The organism is Bosea beijingensis (assembly GCF_030758975.1).
GTDB lineage: Bacteria > Pseudomonadota > Alphaproteobacteria > Rhizobiales > Beijerinckiaceae > Allobosea > Allobosea beijingensis.
In genome coordinates this window covers 1,056,518-1,078,663 of record NZ_CP132359.1, presented here as the reverse complement: position 1 = coordinate 1,078,663, position 22,146 = coordinate 1,056,518, and the positions used below count along the sequence as shown (strand labels likewise).

Here is a 22,146-nt window from a genome sequence, read left to right as displayed (position 1 = left end):
ATGAAGACGACGCCGCTCTGGTGGGACGATGTGGCGCTGCAGCCCGCGCCGGCTGCCGTTCCGGATCGCTGCGATGTAGCGATAATCGGCAGCGGCTATTGCGGACTGACGGCGGCGCGGGCGCTCGCCGCCGCGGGGTTGAGCGTCGTGGTGCTCGAAAGCGGCGATCCGGGGTTCGGCGCGAGCTCGCGTAACAGCGGCCATGTTGGCGGTGCTCCGAAGCTGCCTGCCGACATCGACAGGCGTTTCGGCCTTGAAGGCGCCGCGAGGCTGCGCGCCGAGTGGCGCGAGGCGAATGCGTTCTTTCACGCACTGATCGCGAATCTCGACGTCGACTACAGCCGCTCCGGCAGGTTCGTCGCGGCGCATACTCCTGCGGCCTACGAGGCCCTGCTGCGCAAGGCTGAGGGTTACCGGCACGACCACGGCATGAGCGTCTGCGACGTCACCCGCGCCGGCCAGCGCGCATGGCTCGGCACCGACGCCTATCACGGCGGCATTGTGCTTGAGGATGCCGGTTCGCTCCACCCGGCCAAGCTGCATGCCGGGGTGCGGCGGCTCGCCGAGGTGGCGGGTGCCATGCTTTGCGGTCGGGCGCATGTCTCGCGCATCGAGCGCGAAGCGGGCGGGTTCAGGCTGACCACGCCCCGGGGATCGCTGCGAGCGGCGCGGCTCATCGCCGCCGTCAACGGCTATGCCGGCCCGGAGCTGCCCGAGATCAGGCGCCGGGTGATCCCGGTGACGCCCTTCATGATCGCGACCGAGGAACTGCCGCCGCGAGTCATTGCCGGCATCCTGCCGAGCAACGTCAATGGCGGTGACACCAAGCGGCTACTCTATGCGTTCCGGCGCGATCCGGCGGGGCGACGCATCGTCTTCACCGGGCGGCCGGGCGGTAACCGCATGGACGAGCGCGATGCCGCTCCGGAGCTGCACCGCATGCTCTGCGACCTCTGGCCGGCCTTGGCGCCCTATCGCGTCACGCATTCCTGGAAGGGGTTCATCGGCTTCACCTTTGATTTAATGCCGGGAATTGGCGAACGAGACGGCATCCATTTTGCTGCCGGCTGCCAGGGCGCGGGGGTCGTCATCATGACCTATCTCGGGCACCGGATCGCTCAGAAGATGCTCGGTGATCTTCCGCAGCAGAGCGCATTCGAGCTTGCCTCTTTTCCAACGCGCCCGTTCTATGCGGGCGCTCCATGGTTCCTGCCCACCGTCGAAAGCATCTACCGATTCCTGGACCGGCGCGACTGGCCAATGCCGGGACACGCCTGACGCCTGCTTGAAGCTCCTATACATCGGCGCGTCGCCATTTTAACGGCACTCAGCATCGACGACCGGTTTGGGGCAGTGCGCCAGCGTCTGCTTGTGGCGCAGTGATACCGTCGCAACTGCGCATTGCTACCGGCGATAGCGGATATCCCTTGCGCGCTCTCGTGATGGAGCACGGCGCCCTCTGTGCCTTCCCGCGCCGAGGATCATTAGCTGTGCGTAGCTTCAGCGGAAGCGATGGCCTGTTCGAGCAGGGCTAGCGCCCGTGCCCCTGCGGTTGCGTCGGGGAAGTCCAGTTTTTCGCCGCGGGCGGCGCGGACAAAATCGCCGAGGATCGCGTGATAACCCTTGTGGTCCTCATTGGCGGCGACGGTGAAATTGGGCTCCCAGACCAGCGTATCCTCGGCCTCGGTCAGGCTGGCATCCGCGCGCGACACCTTGAACGGGGGGCTGCGGAAATAGCGGACCTCATGCAGGTTGCGGACCTCGACGCGACGGTGGTCGCCCATCACCTGCCACCATTCCATCGGCGTGCCGCGAGACTGGTGGGTGCCCATGACGAGCGTGCCAATGCCGCCGTTGCGAAAGCGGAAATCGACATGGAGGAGCAGCTTGCCGGGTTCCAACTCGTGCCGGCGCGCGCCGACAGTCGCGACCTCGCCCATGAGATGAGGGATCAGATCGAAATAGTGCACGCAATGGTGCAGGTAGAAGCCGGTGTAGTCGACATCCCCGGCGAAGTAGGTCGGCGCCGTCATGTACTGGCCAAGGAAGCTCGCCGTTTCCCCGAATTCCGGCGCATGGATGACATTGGCCGCAGTTCGGTTGGCGGTGGAGTAGCGCTTCATGAAGCCGACCACGACCGGAACGCCCCGGGCCTTCGCGGCATCCGCCAGCTCCTGCGCCTGCCGGGAGGTAGCGGCCGGCGGCTTCTCGATGAAGAGCGGCAGGCCGCGGGCGATGGCCGCGAGGCCGACCTCGTGATGCTGGTTCGGACCCATCGCGAGGCCGACGGCGTCGATATCCGTGCGGGCGAGCAGCGCGCGCCAGTCGCTCATCCGGTTCTCGGGCGCGACGCCATAGCGCCGCCCGGTCGTGGCGAGGCTCTCCGGCGAGAGGTCGCAGATCGCCTGCAGGACGACGTCGTGCCGCGTGACCTGCGGCAGCAGCATCTCGTTGGCATGGGTGCCGCAGCCGATCCAGCCGAGGCGCAAGGGGGATGTCATCACGCGATTCCCTTCGTCGTCGCGAGCCGGTCGGCGAAGGCGAGCGTCGCCTTGAGATAGTCGATGCTGGCCTTGAGCTCCGCATCCTCATTCCGCGCGGGTGCGCGCCATTGCGCCAGCGTCACGCCCGCCGCCTCGTCGTCGCGGCGGAACGGCTCCAGCACGATCGGGCCCTGATAGCCGGACGCGGCCAAGGCGCGCGCGATCGCCGGCCAGTCGATATGGCCGGAGCCGACGAAGCCGCGATTGTTCTCGTTGGCCTGGAAATGCACGAGTTTCGATCCAGCCAGCCGGATCGATGTGGCCAGGTCGAATTCCTCCATGTTCATGTGGAAGGTATCGAGCATCACGCCGACGGCGGGCGAGGCGACGGCCTCGACATAGTCGAGCGCATGCCGGCAGGTGTTGCACATGTCGGTCTCGAACCGGTTCAGCGGCTCGACGCCGAGCACGACCCCCTTGTCGGTGGCGCGCTTCGCCGCCTGTGTCAGGCCGCGGACGACGGCATCGACTCGGCGACGCCGCTCGGCCGGTTCGACCGGGTGCGGTGCCCGGCCGGCGAAGACGAGAGGCGCGCCGTAGAGCGGCCCGCCGACGATCCCGGCGCCCAGCGCAGCGGCGATGTCGACGCATTGCTCGAGATAGGCGATGCCGGCCTGATGCGCCGCCGGATCGAGGCTGGCGAGGTCGCGGGTCAGGTTCACCCGCGCGGCCAGCACGATCGCGAGGCCGGCATCGGCTGCGGCGGCCTTCGTCTCGGCGAGATCGAGCTCGCCCGGCTCCGGCACGAGCAGTTCGACGACATCGGCCCCGGCCTGCTTCATGCGCTGGAAGGTCGGGAAATGCTCGCGCCCGAACGGGCGCGCATAGAACATCGAGATCACCCCGATCGCATTGGTCATGATTTGACTGCTCCTGCCGTCAGGCCGCCGACGAGGCGCTTCTGCACAAAAAGGAAAAGGATGGTGACGGGCAGGGCGATGATCGTGCCGCCCGCTGTAAGGATGCCCCACTGCACCGTGAATTCGCCGATGAACAATTGCAGGGCGACCGTCACCGGCCTGACCGTCTCACCCGAGAGCATCATCGCGAACAGGTATTCGTTCCACGAGGTGATGAAGACGTAGATCGCGGTGGTGACGATGCCCGGCATCACCAGCGGCAGCACCACCAGCCGGATCGTCTGCAGGCGCGACGCCCCGTCGATCGTCGCGGCTTCGTCGAGGTCTTTCGGGATCGCGTTGAAATAACTGACCAGCATCCAGATCGAGAACGGGATCGAGAAGGTCGAGTGGCCGATGATGACGCCCAGGAAGGTGTCGATCAGCCCGAGCATCCGCATCAGCACGAAGAGCGGGATGATCAGCAGCACGATCGGGAACATGTTGATGACGAGGAAGCTGGTCATCAGCGTGCGCCGCCCGGCGAAGCGGAAGCGCGAAAAGGAATAGGCCGCCGGCACGCTGGTCGCGAGCCCAAGCAGCACGGCGCCGCAGGCGATGATCAGACTGTTGAGCAGGTTGACCGGGAAGCTCGTGCGCTGGATCAGCGTCCGGTAGTGCTCGAAGGTCGTGCTGCTCGGCAGATAGCGCACCGGGAACTGGGAGAGGTCCGCATTCGGCTTGATCGAGGTCAGCAGCATCCAGACGAAGGGCGCCAGCGCGAAGGCGAGCACCAGCAGGACGGGGATTTCGACCTGGATCAGGTTGCGGGCGAAGGAGCGGCGCCGGATCATCGCTCCATCTCCCCGGCCTGCCGGCGGACATAGAGCCAGACGATGCCGAGCAGGATCGCGGTCAGCATCAGCGAGAGCGAGGCGGCATAGCCGAATTCCATGCCGGTATAGGCCCGCAGGAAGGCATAGAGCGGCAGCGTATGCGTGGCATAGCCCGGCCCGCCGCCGGTCATGACCAGGATGACGTCGAGCGAATTGGCCACCCAGATAATGCGCAGCAGCACGGCCGTGGCGACGATGCCGGCGATTGAGGGCAGGGTGACATGGAGGAACTGCCGCCAGGAATTCGCGCCATCGATCTCGGCCGCTTCGTAGAGTTCGTGCGGCACCGTCTGCAAACCCGCCAGGATGGTGACGGTGAAGAACGGAAAACCCTGCCAGACCAGCGCCAGCATGATGCAGGCGAGCGCCGTGGAAGGCTGGGCGAGCCACGGATGCGGCGCTGAGATCAGGCCGATGCGCAGCAGGATGTCGTTGAAGACGCCGAGATTGAAATCGTAGATCCAGGTCCACATCAGGCCGATGATCACGCTCGGCAGCGCCCAGGGAATGATCACCAGCGCCCGCGCCATGCCGCGCCACCAGAAGCTCTGGTTGAGCAGCAGTGCCGCGCCGAGGCCGAGCAGGAGCTGAAGAAAGACGATCCCGCTGACCCAGATCGCCGAGTTCAGCAAGGCGATCCAGAAGACCTCGTCGGAGAGCGCGGTCGCGAAATTGCGCAGGCCGACAAAGCGGAAATTGTCGGGGTCGTAGAGCACGTATTCGTGCAGGCTGTACCAGGCCGTCTGCAGGACCGGAAACAGGATGACCAGCGCCGTCACCAGCAGGGCCGGCAGCAGGAAGCCATATGGGGTCGCCGCGCGAAGCATCGCGCCGCTCGCCGTTGCCTTGTTCATGGCGTCGTCCCTGGGATCGAGGGCGAGCGCCGGGCTCACCCGGCGCCATGCGATGCGATCCGGCCTCAGCCGTAGAAGGTCAGCTCGACCGCCTTCATCAGATCATCCGGGTTCATCCCGCCGGTCAGTGCCCTCTGCAGGTTGGTGGGCAGGACGCGGCCGACGAAATCCGGCGTCTTCACATGGTCGGGGAGGGGTTTGGCGATAGGCAGGGAAGCATCGCTCGCCTCGACGAAGCGCTTGGGATGCACGGTCCAGTTCTTCGCGTCCGAGATGGTGATCGGCAACTGGCCGCTGAGCTTCGCCTGCTCGGCATTGTTTTCGGCGCTCGACAGGAAGCTGATCCACCGGAAGGCGGCCTCCTTGTTCTTGCTGCCGGCGAAGATCGCGTTGGATTCGTCGCCGAAATAGGTCCAGCCGCCGCCATCGGGGCCGCGCGGCACAGGCACGGCCGAAACCTTGTCGCCAAGCGCGCCGACGACCTCGGCGACCGAGCCGATATGGTGGATCGCCATGCCGGTCCGGCCGGCCTTGAAGGCGTCGACGATCTGGCGGAAGGCGTCGGTTGGCGCCGAGGGTGGCACGACCTTGTGCTTCACGGCGAGGTCGACGAACCAGCGGTTCGCCGCGAACGCCTTCTCCGTGATCATCCCGCCCTTGTCGAAGCTGGCGCCGCCGCCAAGGACGAACGGCCCCCAATTGTCGTGGCAGCCGGCGCCGCCGCGCATGCCGTAGCCGTAGATGCCGTCCTTCGTCAGCGCTTTGGCCGCCGTGAGGAAATCCTCGAAGCTCTTCGGCGGTTGGAGTCCGGCTTGCTGCAGCAGGTCCTGCCGGTAGTAGAGATAGATCACCACGTAATGCAGCGGCATGTAGTACTGCTTGCCGTCGGGCGAGCGGTTGATCTTCCAGACATCGTCGGAAATGTCACTGCGGCCTTTCCAGTTCGTCAGGAACCCATCGAGCGGCTCGAGCGCCTTCATCTGTCCGAAGCGCGAGAGATAGGACAGGCGCACCATCGCGCAATCGGGCTGGTTGCCCGCGACCAGCGACGAGAAGATGCGGTTGATGTAGTCGGTACCGCCGCCCCACGGGATCGGCTCGGCTTGGATCTTGATGTCCGGGTTCTCCGCCTCGAATTTCGCGACGAGGCTGGCCGGCGTGTTCTGGGGATTGTCGTAGTGATACCACCAGCGCACCGTCGCCTTGCCCTGGGCAATCGCCGGCATGGCGGCTTCGAAGGAGAGCGCGGCCGCTCCCGCAAGTTTCATGAAAGTCCTGCGTTCCATGACGTTCTCTCCCCTGGTGTTTTTTATAGTCTTTCGGTGATGTAGCTGGCCGCTGCGTCGATCATGGCCTGCGCCGGCGCGAGCTCCCGGCTCATGCGCAGGCACCCATGGATCACGCCCGGCACATGGTCGTAGCGGAAGGCGCAGCCTGCTGCTGCGAGACGATCGGCTAGGCGAAGCGTGTCGTCGGCGAGTGGATCGAGCCCACCCACCGTGAGATAGAGCGGCGGCAGACCGGCAAGATCGGCGTTCAGCGGTGCGGCCAGCACTGGCGGCGCATCGAAGGCCGGGCCGAGATAGTTGCGCCAGTACCAGCGCATGTTCGCCGTGGTCAGAATGTATCCCTCGCCGAACAGCGCATGGCTGCCAGTGGCGAAATCGGGTGCGTAGCAGCCGTAGAACAACGCCGCCGTGGCGGGGAGGGCAAGCCCAGCATCGCGGCGATGGATCATGGCTGCGAGCGCCAGCGTGGCACCCGCGGAGTCTCCGGCAAGTGCCCAGCGCCCCGCATCGACATCGGGACCGAGCTCGCCTTCCAGGGCGAAGGCGATGGCGGCGAGCGTGTCGTCCAGAGGGGCCGGGTAGGGGTGTTCGGGCGCTAGCCGGTAGTCGAACCCGAAGACGGCGCAGCCGGAGGCCGTCGTGAGATGGCGCATCGTGCCGTCATGGGTATCGACCGAGCCGAAGGTCCAGCCGCCGCCATGCACATAGACGATGAGGGGCAGAGCGGCGCCGGGCTTCGGATGATAGAGACGTCCCCGCAGGGAAGCGCCGTCGACCCGCAACGTGATTTCCCGCGCCGGGATATCGGGGGCGCCCTCGTTCCACGCGATGGAGCCGGCGTCCGCGGAGGCGCGGGCCACAGCGATCGGCAGGGTCTTGAAATCGACACCCGGCGTCGCCGCGAAAGCGGCGAGAATGCGTGCCATCTGCGGGTGGACGAAGGCGCTCATGCCGCGGCCTCGTCTCTGCCCTGAATCACGATCGTGTCGATATGGGAGCCGAGCGCAGCGGCAAGCCCGCTGCCATCCCCGGCCGCGAGGCGCTCATAGAGAACGTCATGGCGCCGCGCCGTCTCGATCAGCGGGCGGCGATGTTCCGGCGCCCAAAGCTTGTAGCGGTTCGAGTGCATGATGCAGCGCGCCAGAATCTGTCCGAGCGCATCGAGCCCGGAGAGCCGGAACAGGGCGAGGTGAAAATCCTTGTCGGCTTCGATGACGCGGTACTCATCGCCATCCGCGGCGGCTTCCATCATGGCCGACAGAAGGCCGCGCAGGTCGTCGAGAGCCTGGCCGTCAGCCTGGAGCGCGGCCTTCAGCGCGCCGCGCGTCTCGATGCGGCGGCGCAGGGCGAGCATCTCGTCGGCTTCCTCGGCGGTAAGCCGGGTCACGATCGTCCGCCGCCCCGAACGGACGACGAGACCATCTTCCTGCAGACGCAGCAGCGCTTCCCGGATCGGCCCCTGACTGCAGCCGATCTCATGGGCGAGACCGAGCTCGGTCAGCACCGTCTCGGGTGTCAGCTCGTTCAGGATGATCCGCCGCTTGACGATCCCGTAGACCAGATCGGAAGGGCGACTGAGCTTCGGGACCACGTCGCCTCCGTCGCTGGACAAGGTCTGTCGATGTGAATATCGATATCATTATCGATAATGATGTCAATGCGAGCTGCCGGAGGACGTCGATGCGCCATAGGATCCGGAAGATCGACGTCCATCTCGTCTCCGCCCCAGTCCTCGGCGGCTTCGCCGACGCGACGCGCAAGGTCGAGACGATTGGCTTCGTGATCGTGCGCGTCACGACGGATCAGGGGCTCGAGGGGATCGGCGTCACCTATCACGAGGTTGGCGGCGAGGCGACCTGCGAGCTGATCAACCGCAATATGAAGCCGAAGCTGATCGGCCGCGATCCGCTCGAGACCGAGGCGATCTGGCAGGAATTCTTCCACTACCTGCGCGGTGTCGGCCGCAAGGGTCTTATGTACTGCGCGCTCAGCGCCGTCGACATCGCGCTCTGGGACCTGAAGGGCAAGATCGTCGACTTGCCCGTCTACAAGCTGCTCGGCGGCGACCGGACCAGGGTGCCGGTCTATTCCAGCGGCGGCTGGACCTCCTATTCCGACGACCAGCTCGTCGATGAGATCAAGGGGATGGTCGCTCGTGGCTTCACGACGGTGAAGTTCAAGGTCGGCTTCGACGGCGGCCGCAATCCGCGCCGCGACGCCGAGCGCGTCCGCAAGGTCCGCGAGGCGGTCGGGCCCGACATCAACCTGATGGTCGATGCGAACAATTCCTTCGACGCGGCGACGGCGGTGCAACTCGCCAACCGCATCCGCGAATACGATATCTTCCTGTTCGAGGAGCCGGTCTTCGCCGATGATATTCCGGGCCTCGCCCGCTTCAAGCGCGGCACTGACATCCCGCTGGCGACGGGCGAGCACGAATACACCAAGTTCGGCGTGAGGGACCTGCTCATGCACGATGCCGCCGATATCGTGCAGGTCGATGGCGCCCGCGCCGGCGGCTATACCGAGATGCTGAAATGCGCCGCCCTGACCCAGGCCTGGAACGTAAAGTTCGCGCCCCACGCCATGGAGAACCTCCATCTGCACCTGGTCGCGGCGGTGCCTAACGCGCTCTTCCTCGAACGCCTGCTGATGTTCGAGGACATAACCGCTCAGGTCTTCGACGATGCACCGCTGCCGATCGACGGCTATATGCACGTGCCAGATTTGCCGGGTCTCGGCCTCCAGCTGAACATGGATTTCATCCGGGAGCGGGACGAAACCTCGCCGGCGAGCCATACTTGAAGCAGGACCGTTAATTTTACCGACTAAGCCGCTTGCCACGCCAGCAATCCATTCCGCAGCTTCTCGCTATGCAGTCCGGCTCTATTGGACGGTGAAGCCCTGCTTCTCGAAGGCGATGACCGAACCTGCACTGCGTAGGTAGATCAGAAACTGCTCCGCATCGCGGTTGGTCGAGTTTCTCAGAACGGCAATCGGATGAACAATTGCCGGATATGCGGCGTCGGGTAGTGTCGCCAGTACCTTGACCTTTGGATCGGCAGCTGCGTCCGCAGTAGTCACGATACCAAGGGGAACCTCGCCACGTGAGACCAAAAGCACAGCTTCGCGGACGGTGTGCGTTTGAACAATCTTGTCCTGAACCTTTGTCCAAGCGCCAAGCTTCTGCAGCGCAGCCTTGCCATGTTTGCCGGCCTGGACAGCCTCGACATTGGCGATGGCGATGCGACCTTGGCCAATTGCAGCACTTAAATCGAGGGTAGGTGCCAGCGTTACGGTGGCCGTTGAATCCGACGGTGCGATCAAGGCGATGCGATTGACGAGCAGATTTACGCGCGTCGCCCACTTGATCAGATTCCTGCTCTGGAGGCCGTCCATCGAGGCTAGATCGGCCGACAGAAATACATCGGCGCGCGCGTTTTGTTGAATCCGCCTGGCCAAGGAATTGCTCGGGCCGTAGGAGATCCTAGGTGCAGGTTTGCCTGTTTCCTTGGCCCAAGTAGCGGCTGCCTCGTCGAGCGTCCCACTCAGGCTCGCTGTGGCGAAGATCACCAGTGGCTTCGGGTTGGCCTGGGCTGCCGCGATCGCGGGTGTGATCCCGAATAGGACGGCAAACATTGTGGCCATCAACTGGCGGTGGGTGATCACGGTCTTATCCTCTCCCGCTTGCCGCGCGCTTGGGGCACTGGATGTTGCCGACGAGCTAAATGGTCGGATGAACGGCGTGGCTCAACACCCGGAACACTTGCGTGATGCTCACCTAGCGTTATCCCGTCAGGCGTCGGAGCCAAAGACATTGCGCTCTTAGTCGGTAACCTCAGCTCATTACGCGCGATGCGTAAGGCACGATGTTCGGTGTCGGAGATCTTCGCCTGGGTTGACCACGAAAATCGGATGCGATCAGGATCTGCCTTCATCGGAACGAGATGATGAAATCACTCAGCGCCGTCGTATCGCGCAGCTCTATGATCGTCTTGTTGGCCTGCGCGCCAGCCCATGGGTTCGAGGATGTCGATGGGACCTTCCGGAGGCTCTCGGAAAAGCAGCAGACAGGGGTTCGCGAGTTGCTCGACCTCATTCTGGCGGATGGACCTGCTTCGCGCGTGAAAGCCGTACGGTCGATCGCCGGCGAGCGCATCTGCGGCCTGATCGACGCAAAAAACGGGAACGATCAGTACTTGGGTTTTCGGCCTTTCGTTGTGGATCTTGCTCAGCAGACGCTTCACATCGAGGGCGAAGGTCAGAGCGAGCGATATCGCCGCAATCAAGCCCGAATGAATCGCGACTGCGGCAAGCGTCGGTTATAGAACCGGTTCGACATCGCCTGATCGGACTTCACCGGCATCTATGGTAGACGGCATCCGGTTGCCCTCTACGGCCGATCGACAGCGTCGCGTCGCGATTGAGCCTCAAGGTGATCGTATGCCGGCCCGGCAATCGCCCGGCTCCGCCCTCGTCGATCGAGGCGACGCCGCGCCAGCCCGGCCCTGACCGGATCCAGTTTGGCGCCGACCAGAGTGACGCCGCAAAGACCACGTCTGTCGCCGTAACTTCGATCCTGAAATCAGCAGAGGCTTCCGCCGAGCAATCCGACGGGTCCAGAGCCCAGCTGCCCCGCAGATTGATCGGCAGCGTCTCGGCACCCCGTGCGACGGCGGACGCAGCCAGCGCAAGAAGCAAGGGGACTGTTGCCAGAGCTCGACGTCTCAAGGTCGGCGGATGGCAATCTGCCCCCAGGCCAGTGCCTGACGCTCGCCAGTGCCATCGAAGCAATCGGGCTGCCGACAGGGCCTTCACGGCTCACTTTGCCAGTAAAGGGAGATTTCCGAAACGATCGGCTTTGCGGAACGCATGGCAGGGTCCGAGGAGCCAAATCGTCGGCCACCGGAAACGCGCTTGGCTACACGCGGTTTGGTTTCCGTGCCCAGGCTGTATCGCAGGTCCAGCCGGCACGCATGGCTGGATCCAAGCGCGCCGCCGTTCCAGTCGACGACGTATCCGCCATTGACCCAGCCGAAGCCGTTCAGCCTGAACGCGCGGCCGTTGATAGCCTCGACTTGAGCGAGGTCGGCACCGAGACCGAACCTGCGACGATCTGGAAACCGAGCACTGATGACCCAGGTCGATGAGCCGGTAAGCGCGATGGATCGCGGTTGCCGCCGATTGCTGGCATCGTGCCAAAGCACTTCGATGCGCCGCTTCGGGTCATCTGGAAAAACGATTGTTCCTGGCTCTGTCGTAGCTTCGCCGATGTCGATGTCGCCGGGGCCGACGTTCTCCGCGCCGAAATGCTGCTTGAGGCTCCCTTCCGAAGCGCCCTTCGCGAAAGGACCAGCGCAGTCGAGGATATCCCCGAGCGGCTGCGCAATCGCCGGCGTGACCCCGAAGGCCACGATGACGGAAATGACACGAGCACCAACCGGTCTTGGCATCAGCGGCATCCTGAGAAGATGAGCGCTTGATGATCTGCGTCGAGGCGGCTCAACGCAAGTTGCTCGGCGATGCTTCGTTCCAACACTGGAAATCAGGCTCTTGCCCCGGTACGGCCAACGCTGTTTCATCCGCGGAAGAAAGGATATTGCGGCAACGGATGAGCATCAATCGATCAGTATTTTCGACGATAAGTTGCCGAGCGGTGGTCATCACCCTGGCTGCGATCGCATTTTCCACCCCTGCTCTCGCAACGCTCGATGGCTGCGCAAGGGTGCTGCCGACGCCGGATGGATTCCTGGCGCTGCGTAGCGGTCCCGGGCTTCGCTTTGCCCAGTCTGGACGGCTGATTCCGGGCGACAGACTTTGGGTCACGGACATGACCTGCCAGCGCATCGGTCGATCGACCGTTTGCGACGAGACCGGACGCTGGATGCATGTTTCGAGCGTGCGGCGCCTCGACGAGGCAAAATCGTCAACAACCGAGGGCTGGGTCAGCCGGCGCTATCTGGAGATGCAGGAATGCGAGTAGGGCGCGCGACCCGCTATCGCGGCCATCGATCCACGTTCCGCTAGAAGCGCTCAGCCGTTCGATCGGCCAGCCGTTTGAGAGCGTCCGATTGCGGCAAATAGCGCTTCTCCGCGGCGGTCCAGCGATAAATGGCATGTGTGGTCTGAACAGCAGGTCCCTTCGGGGGAGACACGTCACAACTTTCCCGGACGGCCCTGCGACGATCGGTGATCGTCACGTCTAGATCGTGGTAGCGACCAGACTGGCTATCCGGCCTGCGTTTGATCGAGATCGATTGGCGTTGAGTGAAACCACAGCCCCGCTCGCCGAAGACCAGAAACGTATCGACCAAAGCCAATGCGCCATCCTGCATGAAGATCAGCGAATTGAGGGCGTAACTCTGATTGGAATTGGAGTGGCGGCTTGAGGTAACGACGGCGATGTCCTGCGGACCGATCTGCACGAGCGGATGATCGTCGAACGCAGTGGAGCGATCCATCCCGACATCCACGGCATCCAGCAGACGCGGCGGCCGCGAAATGTCGAACACGGCGAGAAGCGTGCGCTGTTCCGCATCGTTGGAGCGGCTGATATTGGCGAGAACAGCAAGTCTCGGCTTGCCGACTGCCTTGAAGGTCAAAGCCGAGATCTCTCGAATTTCGACATGATCGAGTGTTTCGATCGGGGGCGAGCGACGATCGATCGCTCGCAAAGGAGCCGAAAGACGGCCGGTTGCGACCTCACCGGCCAGCGACAGGTTTGGAATGACCTGTCGCAGGAGATCGGCATAGGTCACCTGCGGTTGAGCGGATAACGCAGTCCCCACGGAAACACGCAGGGGCTTCGCACCGGCAGAGGCGTGAGCGGACGCGCCGAGTGAATATATGATCGCAATCGCAGTCAGCATAAGCCGCGCGCGAGCAGAGGGGCGGCTGGTTGGCGCCATTTTCACGCGGATCGGCGCAGGCAGCATCCGCACGATGAAACGAAACGTCACTGGGGCGCGATCGACTGAGATGGATCGGCCGGCAACTTGGCGCGGTACATCAACTGCCAGGCCGTTTCGCCCATCGCGAAATCGGCGCATTTCAGATTGCGCACGACCTTCGCGCCCCGCGCGATCGAAAGCCCGTCCTCTTCACGGCGTTCGCGCAATCCCACCAGCGCATAGAGCGTGTAGGTGAACTCGCCTTTGGAAAAGCGGACGAAGTCGCCGCGTTCGGCAGAATCGATCCCTGCAGTGAAAGCCGTTCGCGGATGCACGGGGGCCGCGGGATACTCAAGCTCGATGGCGCCCTTCCTGCCAAATCGATAGCTCATCGTTCCCGCCGTTTCAGTGAGGTCTGGCGAAGCGCACAAGGAAACGACTTTCCTGCCGAGACTGCATGAGAAAATCGCAACCTCGTCGCGCTTGCACAGAGAGGGGCGCCGGTCGGCCGCATTCGCATGCTGCGCCAAGGTCAAGAAGCCGACCATCGTCATCAGCGCAGCTGGAGCAACAAGGGCTGCGCAACACCGATCATCTGTCATGGCGTCTAGCCCGACTTCTTTTTGCCAAGCCGATCAAGACAAGCGCCGCACCGATCGCAAGCGGTGGCAGAAAAGTGAGGAGCGCATCCCGCGACCAATCGAGCCGGATTGTTGTGCATCCGGACGTGTTCATTTCGCAGCCAAATCCGCTGAGCAGGTACCACGCTGCAAACGTCAGTACGGTGAGCCCGACACCGAGCCCAAAAGGGACGCGCCACATCACAGAATGCTATGACCAACTTGTCGGCTGAGCAATTGAACCGGACGGGCGAAGATGATCAAATTTCGCAGCAACCGCGAGTTCCTGAGGACATCGCGCGCTAGAATTCTCGTTGCTCTCGCGGTCGCAATCGGTTCGGGGTCGTGCGCGCATGACGTCGAGCGCTGCAACACCCACAAGGTTTCAAGTGGGGAGCTAACGGAATGCAGATAACACCGAACATTACGCGTACGCACCGTCGTCGGGATCAACCCGGGCGTGGTGGTTGGAGTAGAAGCTGACCCAGGTATGTGGATGTGGGGCAAATTCATGCAGCACGCGCGATATGTTGCCTTCGCAACCGCTATCGCCGTTTCGCACATGGCGTGGTGGCCCACTCCGGGTCATGCGTCGGGCTGGGAAATGGCAAGGTTTCGAGGCGAGCAGACACGTACGGTTCAAGGTTGCGCGGAGCGCTTCACCGACGACAGCTATGTCTGCGCCTATGTCCGTTGCGAGGCGACCGCGGTGCTTGCCCTTTATCTAGCGGCGCCTGGTCCGGATTTCCCTGACCAGACGGAAATTGATATCGATGGCGACCGGTTTGTCGTTGCGATGCACCCAGCTCCGGCGAGCAAGCTGCCCTATGTGAAGCGTGCTGCTGGGATGCCTGCCGGCCTCCTTAACGCGCTGAAGACCGGGAAGAGAATGCGCTTCACCAACGCGGGTTTTGCCAAGGGCTATGAGGTGATCCGGCTGACGAATGCTGGACGTGCAATCGGCCGGATCGAGAATGCGTGCCGCCGCGAACGCTCGCGATGATCATCTCTAAAAAAGGAGATTGGGTCGCGCCAAATCGAATAGCGGCATCATTTGGCCATTCCACATTGGCGGCCAACACGGGCTGATGTTGGCCTCAGCTGATTTTCTCGCAGACGTCCCACAGTGAGTACCTCACGACACTCACCGGTCGAAAGGCAGCGAAGCGGAGTACGCCATCCTGCCCGAAATTCTCAGCACTCCTCGCGGACGAAGCTCCCCACCCACGCCGATCCTGGCGTCCGCTTCCTGGCAGCGTGTCAATGTCAGGAAGTGGCGCGTTGTCCTCGGAGGAGAGAAAGCCGGTCGCTTCAGTCTGCCCACCGTCGGCGACCGCAGATGGGCTTGCCGACGCCCGCTATCCGGGAGCTTCAAACGAGACCTGAACGATTCTAGCCGGAGAACGGCGGAGGCCACAATCGAAATGGCGGCCGACTCGTCCCTTAAGATACTGAATATCCAGGTAATTTCTGAGATCGCAAATTCGGGTTGCGCTGCGAGCGTTGCGCAAACGATCAATGCTCACAATCGGAAAAGGGGATTCCGTCGCGTTGCCGCGATTCCGAGAAGGGCGGCCGTTGCACTCGAATGACGCAAAATGTAGCACATGAAAATTTGTGTGTTGTTTTGTGAGCTAGCAACTGAGGCGACAAAAATATCGACGCAAAATCAATGGATTAGGGGAAAAGTGGCGGAGACGGAGGGAGTGCATTCCAATTGCCGCTAAGTGATTGAATGTTCAAAATAACCCTTGAATTTCAAAGGCTCGACACATATTTCTGCTACACAATTTGCTACACAATTCGAGTTTAGAGCTTCCCGCCATGGCCTCCAAAGTCCGTCATCTCTTGCACCGCAACGGCCGCTATTACGCCCGGCTTCGTGTCCCTGATTTGTTGCGTGAGATCGTGGGTAAGCGGGAGCTTACCAAGGCGCTGGACGCCGACCGGACCATCGCCTTGCGGCTCCTGCCTTCCGCCGTCCACACCATGCAGATTCAGCTAGACGAAGCTCGCGACCGGGCCGTGGCGCTGAGCGTGCCGGTGCCTTCCAAGCGCCGTCCCTTGAGCGTCCACCAGATGGCCGTGGCGCATTACGGCCGGGAGCTTGAGCGCGATGAGATGGCGCGCGGTCGGAATCTGAGCGATCCGGTTATGGAGGCGGCTATCCGGCCGACCTACTATTACGCGCTGAAGAGGGCGGCGCGGGGAGGGGCCGAGGATTGCGAGCTTGCCGCTCTGATCCAGTGGGCCGTTGATGAGTTCGCGAGCGAGGGCAATCCCGTCCCGGCAAATGGCAGCGATGATTGGCGGGCGCTGGCCCGCATGCTCGCTGGCGTGAAGGCCGAGACGATCGAGAACCAGAACCGGCGCGATCGTGGTGAGCCGGACGCCCCGCCAAAGCACCCCATGCTAGTCCCGGCGAGTCAACTGCCGTCCGCGAGCGCTGATCCGCTGCGCGCCCGCATCGTCGGTGCCGATAGCTCCAAGCCCCTGTCGGGAATCCTCCCAGCCATGCTGAAGGAGAAGCAGGCGAAGGACGCGACCGAATACGAGTATGGCGTCGCCGTCCGCATGTTCGAAGAGTTCATGGGCGAGGGGCGGCCGGTCTATCGGATCACCCGCGCGGACGTGCTGGCCTACAAGAACGCGCTGCTCGATACGCCTTCCAACTACAGCAAACGCTTCCCCGAGAAGCCGCTCCCCGAGGCGATCAAGCTCAACGGCGCCCGGAAGACCCCGTTCCCGACGCTGAGCGCCACGACCATCAATGACAAGTGGCTGCCGCGCCTGTCCGCGCTCATGTCGTGGTGCGTCGATAACGAGATCATCCCCGACAACCCGGCGCGGGGCGTGAAGGTCGATACGAAGAAGGGCGCGACCAAGGCGCCGCGCGTGCCGTTCACGTCCGTTGACCTGAAGGCCATCGTCGCCCCGCCGCTCTTCAAGGGCCAGGACTTCGGCGAGAAGCATTGGACGCTGATGATCGCGCTTTACAGCGGCATGCGCGCGTCGGAGATCGCCCAGCTTCGCCTTAAGAGCATCCGCAAGGAACGCGGCGTGCTGGTGTTCGCTATCGAGGAAGAGACGAAGAACCAGCAGTCGGTTCGCCTCACGCCGGTTCATAGCAAGTTGCTGGACCTTGGCCTTGATGCCCGCATCGCGAAGCTGAAGGCCGCCGGCGAAACCCATCTGTTCCCCGAATGGTATGGGGACGGGCAGGCCCGTATCGCCGCGAGCGCTGGCGGTAAGCGCATTCTCAACCAGCCCTATAGCCAGTTCATCCCGCGATGGTTCAACCGGACCTATCTGCCGAAGGTCGGTATCACCGACCCGGCGAAGGTGTTCCATTCCTTCCGGCACACCTTCAAGACGGCGATGTCGGTGGCTGGTGTGCCGCGTGCTGTTAGCGACCAGATCACCGGGCATGACGATGCGTCGTCCGGCGCCGGCTACATCCATGACGCCTCGCTTGACGTGCTGAAGGAAGCCGTGGACCGGGTAGCCTATGAACTGCCGGCTTTGCGTGGGTGATCCTTCGCCGGGAGCGTCGCAAGAATCTGTTAGAGATCGAATGCCGGCATTTGAGCTTCAGCGGGCTCACCGAGTTTGGTAGGACACGGGCTCGCGGCGGCCCTGTTTTGATTCATATCAATAGACTTTGCTTATGTCCTAAGGTAATAGGCCGGCCGGCTTGCCTCGATGAGATTGCTTGTATGCACCCGCCCCAGAGCCAATCGCGGCTACTTTCTCCTCATGAGTTGTTGCAAACAATTGATGAGAATATATCGCAGTCAAGGGGCGGTATCGGTGTCATTTCAATACAAATAGTTGATGTCGAATATTTTTTGCGAAAATTCGGCGCTGTCTGTGTTGAAGAGCTTACGCGTGAGTTCGCAAAGAGACTTATCTTAACGATCTCACAGTCGGGTTATTTTTGTAGAAGACCAGATTCAACTTTCGTAGTTATGTTGAGCGCTCTCACGTCGACAGCCATGCTCGAAATGAAGATCAATCAGATTGCTAATGAAGTAAGTTTTTTGGCGACGGTGAGCGACTTAGAATTCAGGATCGAATGTGTTACTGGTGCCTGCGACCCCAGTATTGTAGAGGACGCTCTATCTGCGGTCGAACGTGCGGATTCATCCTTAAAGCGCGCAATCGCTAGGCAGGTCAGTTACCACATTGATGGCCCCGGCATCGACGGCCTGCCGTTGCGATATTCTTTGGCTCGTCGCCGAAGGCGCCAAAATGAACGCCGGGGTGGTGATCGGAAGCCAGTCCAAACGCGTGCCAAGTGTTTTCTTGAGCACCTAAACGCATCAGTTGAATGCCTAGTCCTTGATGTTTCACGCGGCGGCGCAAGGTTGCGAGTTTCCGATAGCTTGGTGCTCCCCGATGAGTTTGATTTGCTAATGTCCTACGAAGGTGAACGTAAGCGCGTGCGCTTGCGGTGGCGGAGGCAAATGGACATCGGCGTCGAATTTATAAAGCCTAGTGGGATTGCTACAGCTTAGGCTGCCGCGCCGGAATTGAATCTTACTTTCTTCTTCCCGAGTTCCCGAGGCGGCGTTTCTTTGCCTTGGTGCGCAAGATCGGTCGACTTTCCAACTTCCTTCAATGGCCGGTAGGCGAATATTAATCGCAAGCCGGAATATAAGATCATAATCCTATTATCCCTTGACAGTAGGATTTTCAGCTTGCCTCGCGATTCCGCGTGTGGGAGAATCTTCACCGTTGCGTAAGGTGAAGGTTGAGTTGTGTTCCGCGAGTTAGTCGGCAGCGTAAGGAAGTCACTCGGATTTCAGCTCGATCAAAAGGCGATCCCCCTTTCTGATCCTTCGATCTCTGAGCTATTCGGCGCGCTGCCGACTGCCTCCGGTGTCACCGTTACTGCAAACACCGCGCTTCGCGTTCCTGCCGTTCTTCAGGCTGTGCGCTTGATTGCCGAAACGGTCGGCTCTCTTCCTTGCAAGCTCTATCGCGACGCTGACGGCAGCAAGGAGGCTGCGAAGGATCACGCCGGCAACCGGCTGGCCCATAACCGCGTCAACGGCTGGACCAGCGCCGGCCATCTCCGCACCCTGCTTACGACCGACGCCCTGCTTCATGGCGCCGGCTATGCCCATGTCGTCCGCACCAGCGACGGGCGCGCCTACGAGATCAACCGCCTACAGCCCGGCACGGTCCAGCGCCGTTTCGAGGATGACGGCGAGCCCTATTACATCGTCACCGACAAGAACCGCGTGCAGCGCCGCTTGTCTTATCAGGACGTGCTCTATGTCCCGGCCTTCGGCGACACGTCCCCGGTGCAGCTCGGCAAGGAAGCCATCGGCGTTTCCATGCTGTTGGAGCGCCATGCCGCGCAGTTCTTCGGCTCCGGCGCCCGCCCGGCCGCCGTCATCACGAACGACGCGAAGATGGGCGGCGAACAGGGCGCCACGACTCTCGCCAGTATCCGCAGGTCGTTCCGGGAATGGCTCAGCGGCAGCAGCAGCGATCCCCTCATTCTGGATTCCGGTTGGAAGTTCGACCAGCCCGCAATGACCTCGACCGATGCCCAGTTCCTTGAGCATCGCCTTGAGCAGGTTCGCGAGATCGCCCGCATCTTCGGCGTCCCGCCTTCCATGCTGTTCGAACTGAGCCGGGCGACGTGGAGCAACGCGGAGCAGATGGCCGCCAGCTTCCTTCAGCTTTGCCTACGGCCGTGGCTGGACCGCTGGCAGGACGCTTACGCGACCGTGCTGCTCACCGAGGACGAGCAGGACAACCTCTATTTCGAGTTCGTCATTGACGACCTTCAGCGCGCCGATGCGGCGGGCCGGGCGGAAATCTTCGGCAAGCTGGTCGCGATGCGCGCCATGACGCCGAACGAGGTTCGCGGCGCGATGAACCTCCCGGCCATCGAAGGCGGCGACGAGCTTGCCAATCCTTACACGACGACCGGCCCCGCTGCCGGCGCGAACGACAACCCCAACACCGACAAGGAAGCCGCGTGAAGCACGTCGCCTATTTCGGTGACGGCGAAAAGACCTTCGCCCTCACTGACCCCATGACCATTGAACTTGAGCGCATCCTTGGCTTCGGCATCGGCGCCATCATGCAGCGTTTTACGACCCGCGTGTTCAATCTTCGCGACATCGCAGAGACCATCCGGCTCGGCCTGATCGGTGGCGGTGAGGCTCCGCAGGTCGCGAGCGCTTTCATCTCGGCCTATGTCGATAACCGTCCGATCGCCGAGACCCTGCCGATTGCTATCGGCATCCTGACCGCCCGCTACTTCGGCGACGAACCCGAGGACCAGGACGACGCCGAGCCTGACGAGATCGACCACGCAGCCGCGACGGGCAACCTCGCCGCCGCAATTAAGGCCGCTTATGCGGACGTGTCCGATGTCTGAGCGCCTGAATATCACGGCCGCCGAGCACATCGGCTCGGCATGGGCGCCGGCTGCTGAAACCATCCTTCAGCTCGATTCCGCCGATGCGAATGCGAAGGTTCTGGTGCAGGCGCGCGTCAGCGCCGCCGCACCGTGGACCACTATTGGCGCGCTCGCGCAGTTTCCTTCCGACCTCGATAGGTTCGTGCGTCTTCCGCGCTTCCCTGAGCTTCGCCTTGTCGTCGTCCGAAACACCGCTGGCTCAGCCGTAAAGGTCTGGGACAACGAATGAGCGAGCGGCTTGAGATCAAGGCCGCGCTCGCGGTTGATGACGCTGGCACCATCACCGGCACGGCTTGGCCATTCGGCTCCCCGGATCGCGTCGGCGACGTGATCGAAAAGGGCGCCTTTGGCGCGCCCGCCAAGCTCCCCATGCTGTTCGCGCACGATCAGGCGCAGGCAATCGGCGTTTGGGAATCCATCACCGAAACCGACGCCGGCCTTACCGTGAAGGGCCGTCTCCTGATCGATGACGTTGCCCGCGCCCGCGAAGTTCGCGCGCTGGTGCAGGCTGGTGCCGTGTCTGGCCTGTCCATCGGCTTCGTCAGTCAAAAGGCAGTCGCCCGCGCTCGCGGCGGCCGGACCATCAGCAAGCTCGACCTGCACGAAATCAGCATCGTCTCCGTTCCCTGCCATCCGGGAGCGCAAATCCAGTCAATCAAGGCCGTGTCGGATGGCTCGGCACCCCATCAGGAAAGTGAAATGAGCACCGCAGAGAATACCGAGATCAAGGACGCCCCGAGCATTGATCAGAAGGCGTTCGATACCCTTCAGGCCCGCCTCGACAAGCTGGAAGCCAAGGCCAATCGCCTCCCGGCTTCGAACGACAATCAGGCGAACGATAATATCGAGGCCAAGGCTTTCGATGCCATGCTTCGACGTGGCGAGCGCCGTATGCAGGCCGACGAACTGAAGGCTTTGACCGTCGCGAGCGACGCTTCGGCCGGCTATCTCGCGCCGACCGAGTTCGGCAGCGAGATCATCAAGAAGCTGGTCGAGTGGTCCCCGGTTCGCCAGTATGCCCGTGTCGTCACCGTCGGCGGCAAGGAGATCAAGTATCCCCGCAAGGTGTCGGGCGCGACGGCTGTCTGGGTCGGCGAGACCGAAGACCGCACCGCCTCGACCATGGCTTTCGAGCAGGTCACGCTCACGCCGCACGAGATTGCGACTTTCACCGATATCTCGAATGCGCTGCTGGAGGACAACTCCTACGACCTGCGCGGCGAGCTGATCGCCGATTATTCGGAAGCCTTCGGCAAGGCGGAAGCCTCTGCCTTCGTGTCCGGTGATGGCGTCGGCAAGCCGAAGGGCATCATGGCGGCGACCGGCCTGAAGGAGATCAAGACCGGCGCCGCTGCCAATCTCGGCACCGACCCGGCCTCGACCATCATCGGCCTGTATCACGAGCTGCCGGGCGTCTACGCGCAGAGCGGCGTGTGGATGATGAACCGCAAGACGCTCGCCACGCTCCGCATGCTGAAGGATGGCAACGGCCGGTTCATTCTGGTCGATCCGATCTCGGCCGGCATGCCGACCACGCTGCTCGGCCGCCCGATCGTGGAAGCGATCGACATGGACGATGTCGGCGCGAACAAGTTCCCGATCCTGTTCGGCGACCTTCAGGGCTACCGCATCGTGAACCGGCTCGACCTGAGCGTGATGCCCGATCCTTACACCCTCGCGACGAAGGGCCAGGTCCGTTTCCATGCCCGCGCCCGCGTCGGTGCTGACGTGACGCACCCGGACCGCTTCGTGAAGCTGAAGGTCGCGGCGTAA

Annotated in this window: 23 protein-coding genes; 11 read left to right on the top strand and 12 right to left on the bottom strand. The window is 62.7% G+C overall.

What is annotated here, in order from left to right; translation table 11 throughout:
• Positions 1–1,278 (top strand): NAD(P)/FAD-dependent oxidoreductase, encoded by a 1,278-nt coding sequence (locus Q9235_RS05300; protein WP_306225780.1) that lies wholly within the window; start codon positions 1–3, stop codon positions 1,276–1,278.
• A 206-nt stretch (positions 1,279–1,484) separates the two neighbouring features.
• On the opposite strand, the gene Q9235_RS05295 is transcribed toward Q9235_RS05300, so the two are convergent.
• The 7 genes from Q9235_RS05295 to Q9235_RS05265 all read right to left on the bottom strand — a co-directional run bounded on the left by Q9235_RS05295 (position 1,485) and on the right by Q9235_RS05265 (position 8,033).
• A complete protein-coding gene (locus Q9235_RS05295; protein ID WP_306225779.1) occupies positions 1,485–2,501 on the bottom strand; it encodes a Gfo/Idh/MocA family oxidoreductase in 1,017 nt (338 codons plus the stop codon).
• The gene (locus tag Q9235_RS05290) at positions 2,501–3,403 is read right to left on the bottom strand and encodes a sugar phosphate isomerase/epimerase family protein (protein ID WP_306225778.1); all 903 of its coding nucleotides are present in this window, start codon (positions 3,401–3,403) and stop codon (positions 2,501–2,503) included. Before Q9235_RS05290 ends, Q9235_RS05295 begins: the two co-directional genes overlap by 1 nt.
• On the bottom strand, positions 3,400–4,236 hold the full coding sequence (locus Q9235_RS05285; protein WP_306225776.1) for a carbohydrate ABC transporter permease: 837 nt from the start codon (positions 4,234–4,236) through the stop codon (positions 3,400–3,402). The genes Q9235_RS05290 and Q9235_RS05285 overlap by 4 nt, the downstream gene beginning before the upstream one ends.
• Positions 4,233–5,132 (bottom strand): carbohydrate ABC transporter permease, encoded by a 900-nt coding sequence (locus tag Q9235_RS05280; protein ID WP_306225775.1) that lies wholly within the window; start codon positions 5,130–5,132, stop codon positions 4,233–4,235. Before Q9235_RS05280 ends, Q9235_RS05285 begins: the two co-directional genes overlap by 4 nt.
• Positions 5,133–5,197: 65 nt before the next feature.
• Positions 5,198–6,418: an ABC transporter substrate-binding protein gene (locus Q9235_RS05275; RefSeq protein WP_306225773.1), complete on the bottom strand. Its 1,221-nt coding sequence runs from the start codon at positions 6,416–6,418 to the stop codon at positions 5,198–5,200.
• A gap of 23 nt (positions 6,419–6,441) precedes the next feature.
• A complete protein-coding gene (locus Q9235_RS05270) occupies positions 6,442–7,371 on the bottom strand; it encodes an alpha/beta hydrolase (RefSeq protein WP_306225772.1) in 930 nt (309 codons plus the stop codon).
• Positions 7,368–8,033 carry a GntR family transcriptional regulator gene (locus tag Q9235_RS05265; RefSeq protein ID WP_306225771.1) on the bottom strand — a complete coding sequence of 222 codons (666 nt, stop codon included), beginning with the start codon at positions 8,031–8,033 and terminating at the stop codon, positions 7,368–7,370. The genes Q9235_RS05270 and Q9235_RS05265 overlap by 4 nt, the downstream gene beginning before the upstream one ends.
• A gap of 68 nt (positions 8,034–8,101) precedes the next feature.
• Here Q9235_RS05265 and Q9235_RS05260 point away from each other — a divergent pair, with 68 nt between their 5' ends.
• The gene (locus Q9235_RS05260) at positions 8,102–9,226 is read left to right on the top strand and encodes a mandelate racemase/muconate lactonizing enzyme family protein (protein WP_306225770.1); all 1,125 of its coding nucleotides are present in this window, start codon (positions 8,102–8,104) and stop codon (positions 9,224–9,226) included.
• Positions 9,227–9,307: 81 nt separating this feature from the next.
• Here Q9235_RS05260 and modA read toward each other — a convergent pair whose 3' ends face one another.
• A complete protein-coding gene (gene modA, locus Q9235_RS05255; protein ID WP_306225768.1) occupies positions 9,308–10,090 on the bottom strand; it encodes a molybdate ABC transporter substrate-binding protein in 783 nt (260 codons plus the stop codon).
• Between the two features lie 278 nt (positions 10,091–10,368).
• On the opposite strand from modA, the gene Q9235_RS05250 reads away from it, so the two are divergent.
• Positions 10,369–10,749: a hypothetical protein gene (locus Q9235_RS05250; protein WP_306225767.1), complete on the top strand. Its 381-nt coding sequence runs from the start codon at positions 10,369–10,371 to the stop codon at positions 10,747–10,749.
• 28 nt (positions 10,750–10,777) lie between these two features.
• Here Q9235_RS05250 and Q9235_RS05245 read toward each other — a convergent pair whose 3' ends face one another.
• Both Q9235_RS05245 and Q9235_RS05240 read right to left on the bottom strand, forming a co-directional pair.
• On the bottom strand, positions 10,778–11,122 hold the full coding sequence (locus tag Q9235_RS05245) for a hypothetical protein (RefSeq protein ID WP_306225766.1): 345 nt from the start codon (positions 11,120–11,122) through the stop codon (positions 10,778–10,780).
• A 113-nt stretch (positions 11,123–11,235) separates the two neighbouring features.
• Positions 11,236–11,874: a hypothetical protein gene (locus Q9235_RS05240; RefSeq protein ID WP_306225765.1), complete on the bottom strand. Its 639-nt coding sequence runs from the start codon at positions 11,872–11,874 to the stop codon at positions 11,236–11,238.
• 29 nt (positions 11,875–11,903) lie between these two features.
• Between Q9235_RS05240 and Q9235_RS05235 the strand changes: the two genes are divergently transcribed.
• Positions 11,904–12,404 (top strand): SH3 domain-containing protein, encoded by a 501-nt coding sequence (locus Q9235_RS05235; protein ID WP_306225764.1) that lies wholly within the window; start codon positions 11,904–11,906, stop codon positions 12,402–12,404.
• Positions 12,405–12,444: 40 nt separating this feature from the next.
• Here the strand turns inward: Q9235_RS05235 and Q9235_RS05230 are convergent, their stop codons facing one another.
• Positions 12,445–13,380: a hypothetical protein gene (locus tag Q9235_RS05230; RefSeq protein WP_306225763.1), complete on the bottom strand. Its 936-nt coding sequence runs from the start codon at positions 13,378–13,380 to the stop codon at positions 12,445–12,447.
• A complete protein-coding gene (locus Q9235_RS05225) occupies positions 13,377–13,865 on the bottom strand; it encodes a hypothetical protein (RefSeq protein ID WP_306225761.1) in 489 nt (162 codons plus the stop codon). The genes Q9235_RS05230 and Q9235_RS05225 overlap by 4 nt, the downstream gene beginning before the upstream one ends.
• 562 nt (positions 13,866–14,427) lie before the next feature.
• Between Q9235_RS05225 and Q9235_RS05220 the strand changes: the two genes are divergently transcribed.
• The 7 genes from Q9235_RS05220 (at position 14,428) to Q9235_RS05190 (ending at position 22,146) form a co-directional block, all read left to right on the top strand.
• Positions 14,428–14,934, top strand: coding sequence for a hypothetical protein (locus Q9235_RS05220; RefSeq protein ID WP_306225759.1), 507 nt, complete (start codon positions 14,428–14,430; stop codon positions 14,932–14,934).
• Between the two features lie 845 nt (positions 14,935–15,779).
• Positions 15,780–17,465, top strand: coding sequence for a site-specific integrase (locus Q9235_RS05215; protein ID WP_306225758.1), 1,686 nt, complete (start codon positions 15,780–15,782; stop codon positions 17,463–17,465).
• Positions 17,466–17,647: 182 nt separating this feature from the next.
• Positions 17,648–18,448 carry a PilZ domain-containing protein gene (locus Q9235_RS05210; RefSeq protein ID WP_306225757.1) on the top strand — a complete coding sequence of 267 codons (801 nt, stop codon included), beginning with the start codon at positions 17,648–17,650 and terminating at the stop codon, positions 18,446–18,448.
• Between the two features lie 417 nt (positions 18,449–18,865).
• Entirely contained in the window at positions 18,866–19,930 is a 1,065-nt protein-coding gene (locus tag Q9235_RS05205; protein ID WP_422678270.1) for a phage portal protein, read from the top strand.
• Entirely contained in the window at positions 19,927–20,331 is a 405-nt protein-coding gene (locus Q9235_RS05200) for a gene transfer agent family protein (protein ID WP_306225754.1), read from the top strand. The genes Q9235_RS05205 and Q9235_RS05200 overlap by 4 nt, the downstream gene beginning before the upstream one ends.
• A complete protein-coding gene (locus tag Q9235_RS05195) occupies positions 20,324–20,602 on the top strand; it encodes a hypothetical protein (RefSeq protein WP_306225752.1) in 279 nt (92 codons plus the stop codon). The genes Q9235_RS05200 and Q9235_RS05195 overlap by 8 nt, the downstream gene beginning before the upstream one ends.
• Complete coding sequence (locus Q9235_RS05190; RefSeq protein ID WP_306225751.1) at positions 20,599–22,146, top strand: phage major capsid protein; 1,548 nt, start codon at positions 20,599–20,601, stop codon at positions 22,144–22,146. The genes Q9235_RS05195 and Q9235_RS05190 overlap by 4 nt, the downstream gene beginning before the upstream one ends.

Bases quoted from the DNA above. Each gene is read 5' to 3' on its own strand.
- Q9235_RS05300 (WP_306225780.1), top strand. From the start codon at position 1: ATGAAGACGACGCCGCTCTGGTGGGACGATGTGGCGCTGCAGCCCGCG.
- Q9235_RS05295 (WP_306225779.1), bottom strand. From the start codon at position 2,501: ATGACATCCCCCTTGCGCCTCGGCTGGATCGGCTGCGGCACCCATGCC.
- Q9235_RS05290 (WP_306225778.1), bottom strand. From the start codon at position 3,403: ATGACCAATGCGATCGGGGTGATCTCGATGTTCTATGCGCGCCCGTTC.
- Q9235_RS05285 (WP_306225776.1), bottom strand. From the start codon at position 4,236: ATGATCCGGCGCCGCTCCTTCGCCCGCAACCTGATCCAGGTCGAAATC.
- Q9235_RS05280 (WP_306225775.1), bottom strand. From the start codon at position 5,132: ATGAACAAGGCAACGGCGAGCGGCGCGATGCTTCGCGCGGCGACCCCA.
- Q9235_RS05275 (WP_306225773.1), bottom strand. From the start codon at position 6,418: ATGGAACGCAGGACTTTCATGAAACTTGCGGGAGCGGCCGCGCTCTCC.
- Q9235_RS05270 (WP_306225772.1), bottom strand. From the start codon at position 7,371: ATGAGCGCCTTCGTCCACCCGCAGATGGCACGCATTCTCGCCGCTTTC.
- Q9235_RS05260 (WP_306225770.1), top strand. From the start codon at position 8,102: ATGCGCCATAGGATCCGGAAGATCGACGTCCATCTCGTCTCCGCCCCA.
- Q9235_RS05250 (WP_306225767.1), top strand. From the start codon at position 10,369: ATGATGAAATCACTCAGCGCCGTCGTATCGCGCAGCTCTATGATCGTC.
- Q9235_RS05240 (WP_306225765.1), bottom strand. From the start codon at position 11,874: ATGCCAAGACCGGTTGGTGCTCGTGTCATTTCCGTCATCGTGGCCTTC.
- Q9235_RS05235 (WP_306225764.1), top strand. From the start codon at position 11,904: ATGATCTGCGTCGAGGCGGCTCAACGCAAGTTGCTCGGCGATGCTTCG.
- Q9235_RS05225 (WP_306225761.1), bottom strand. From the start codon at position 13,865: ATGACGATGGTCGGCTTCTTGACCTTGGCGCAGCATGCGAATGCGGCC.
- Q9235_RS05220 (WP_306225759.1), top strand. From the start codon at position 14,428: ATGTGGGGCAAATTCATGCAGCACGCGCGATATGTTGCCTTCGCAACC.
- Q9235_RS05210 (WP_306225757.1), top strand. From the start codon at position 17,648: ATGCACCCGCCCCAGAGCCAATCGCGGCTACTTTCTCCTCATGAGTTG.
- Q9235_RS05195 (WP_306225752.1), top strand. From the start codon at position 20,324: ATGTCTGAGCGCCTGAATATCACGGCCGCCGAGCACATCGGCTCGGCA.
- Q9235_RS05190 (WP_306225751.1), top strand. From the start codon at position 20,599: ATGAGCGAGCGGCTTGAGATCAAGGCCGCGCTCGCGGTTGATGACGCT.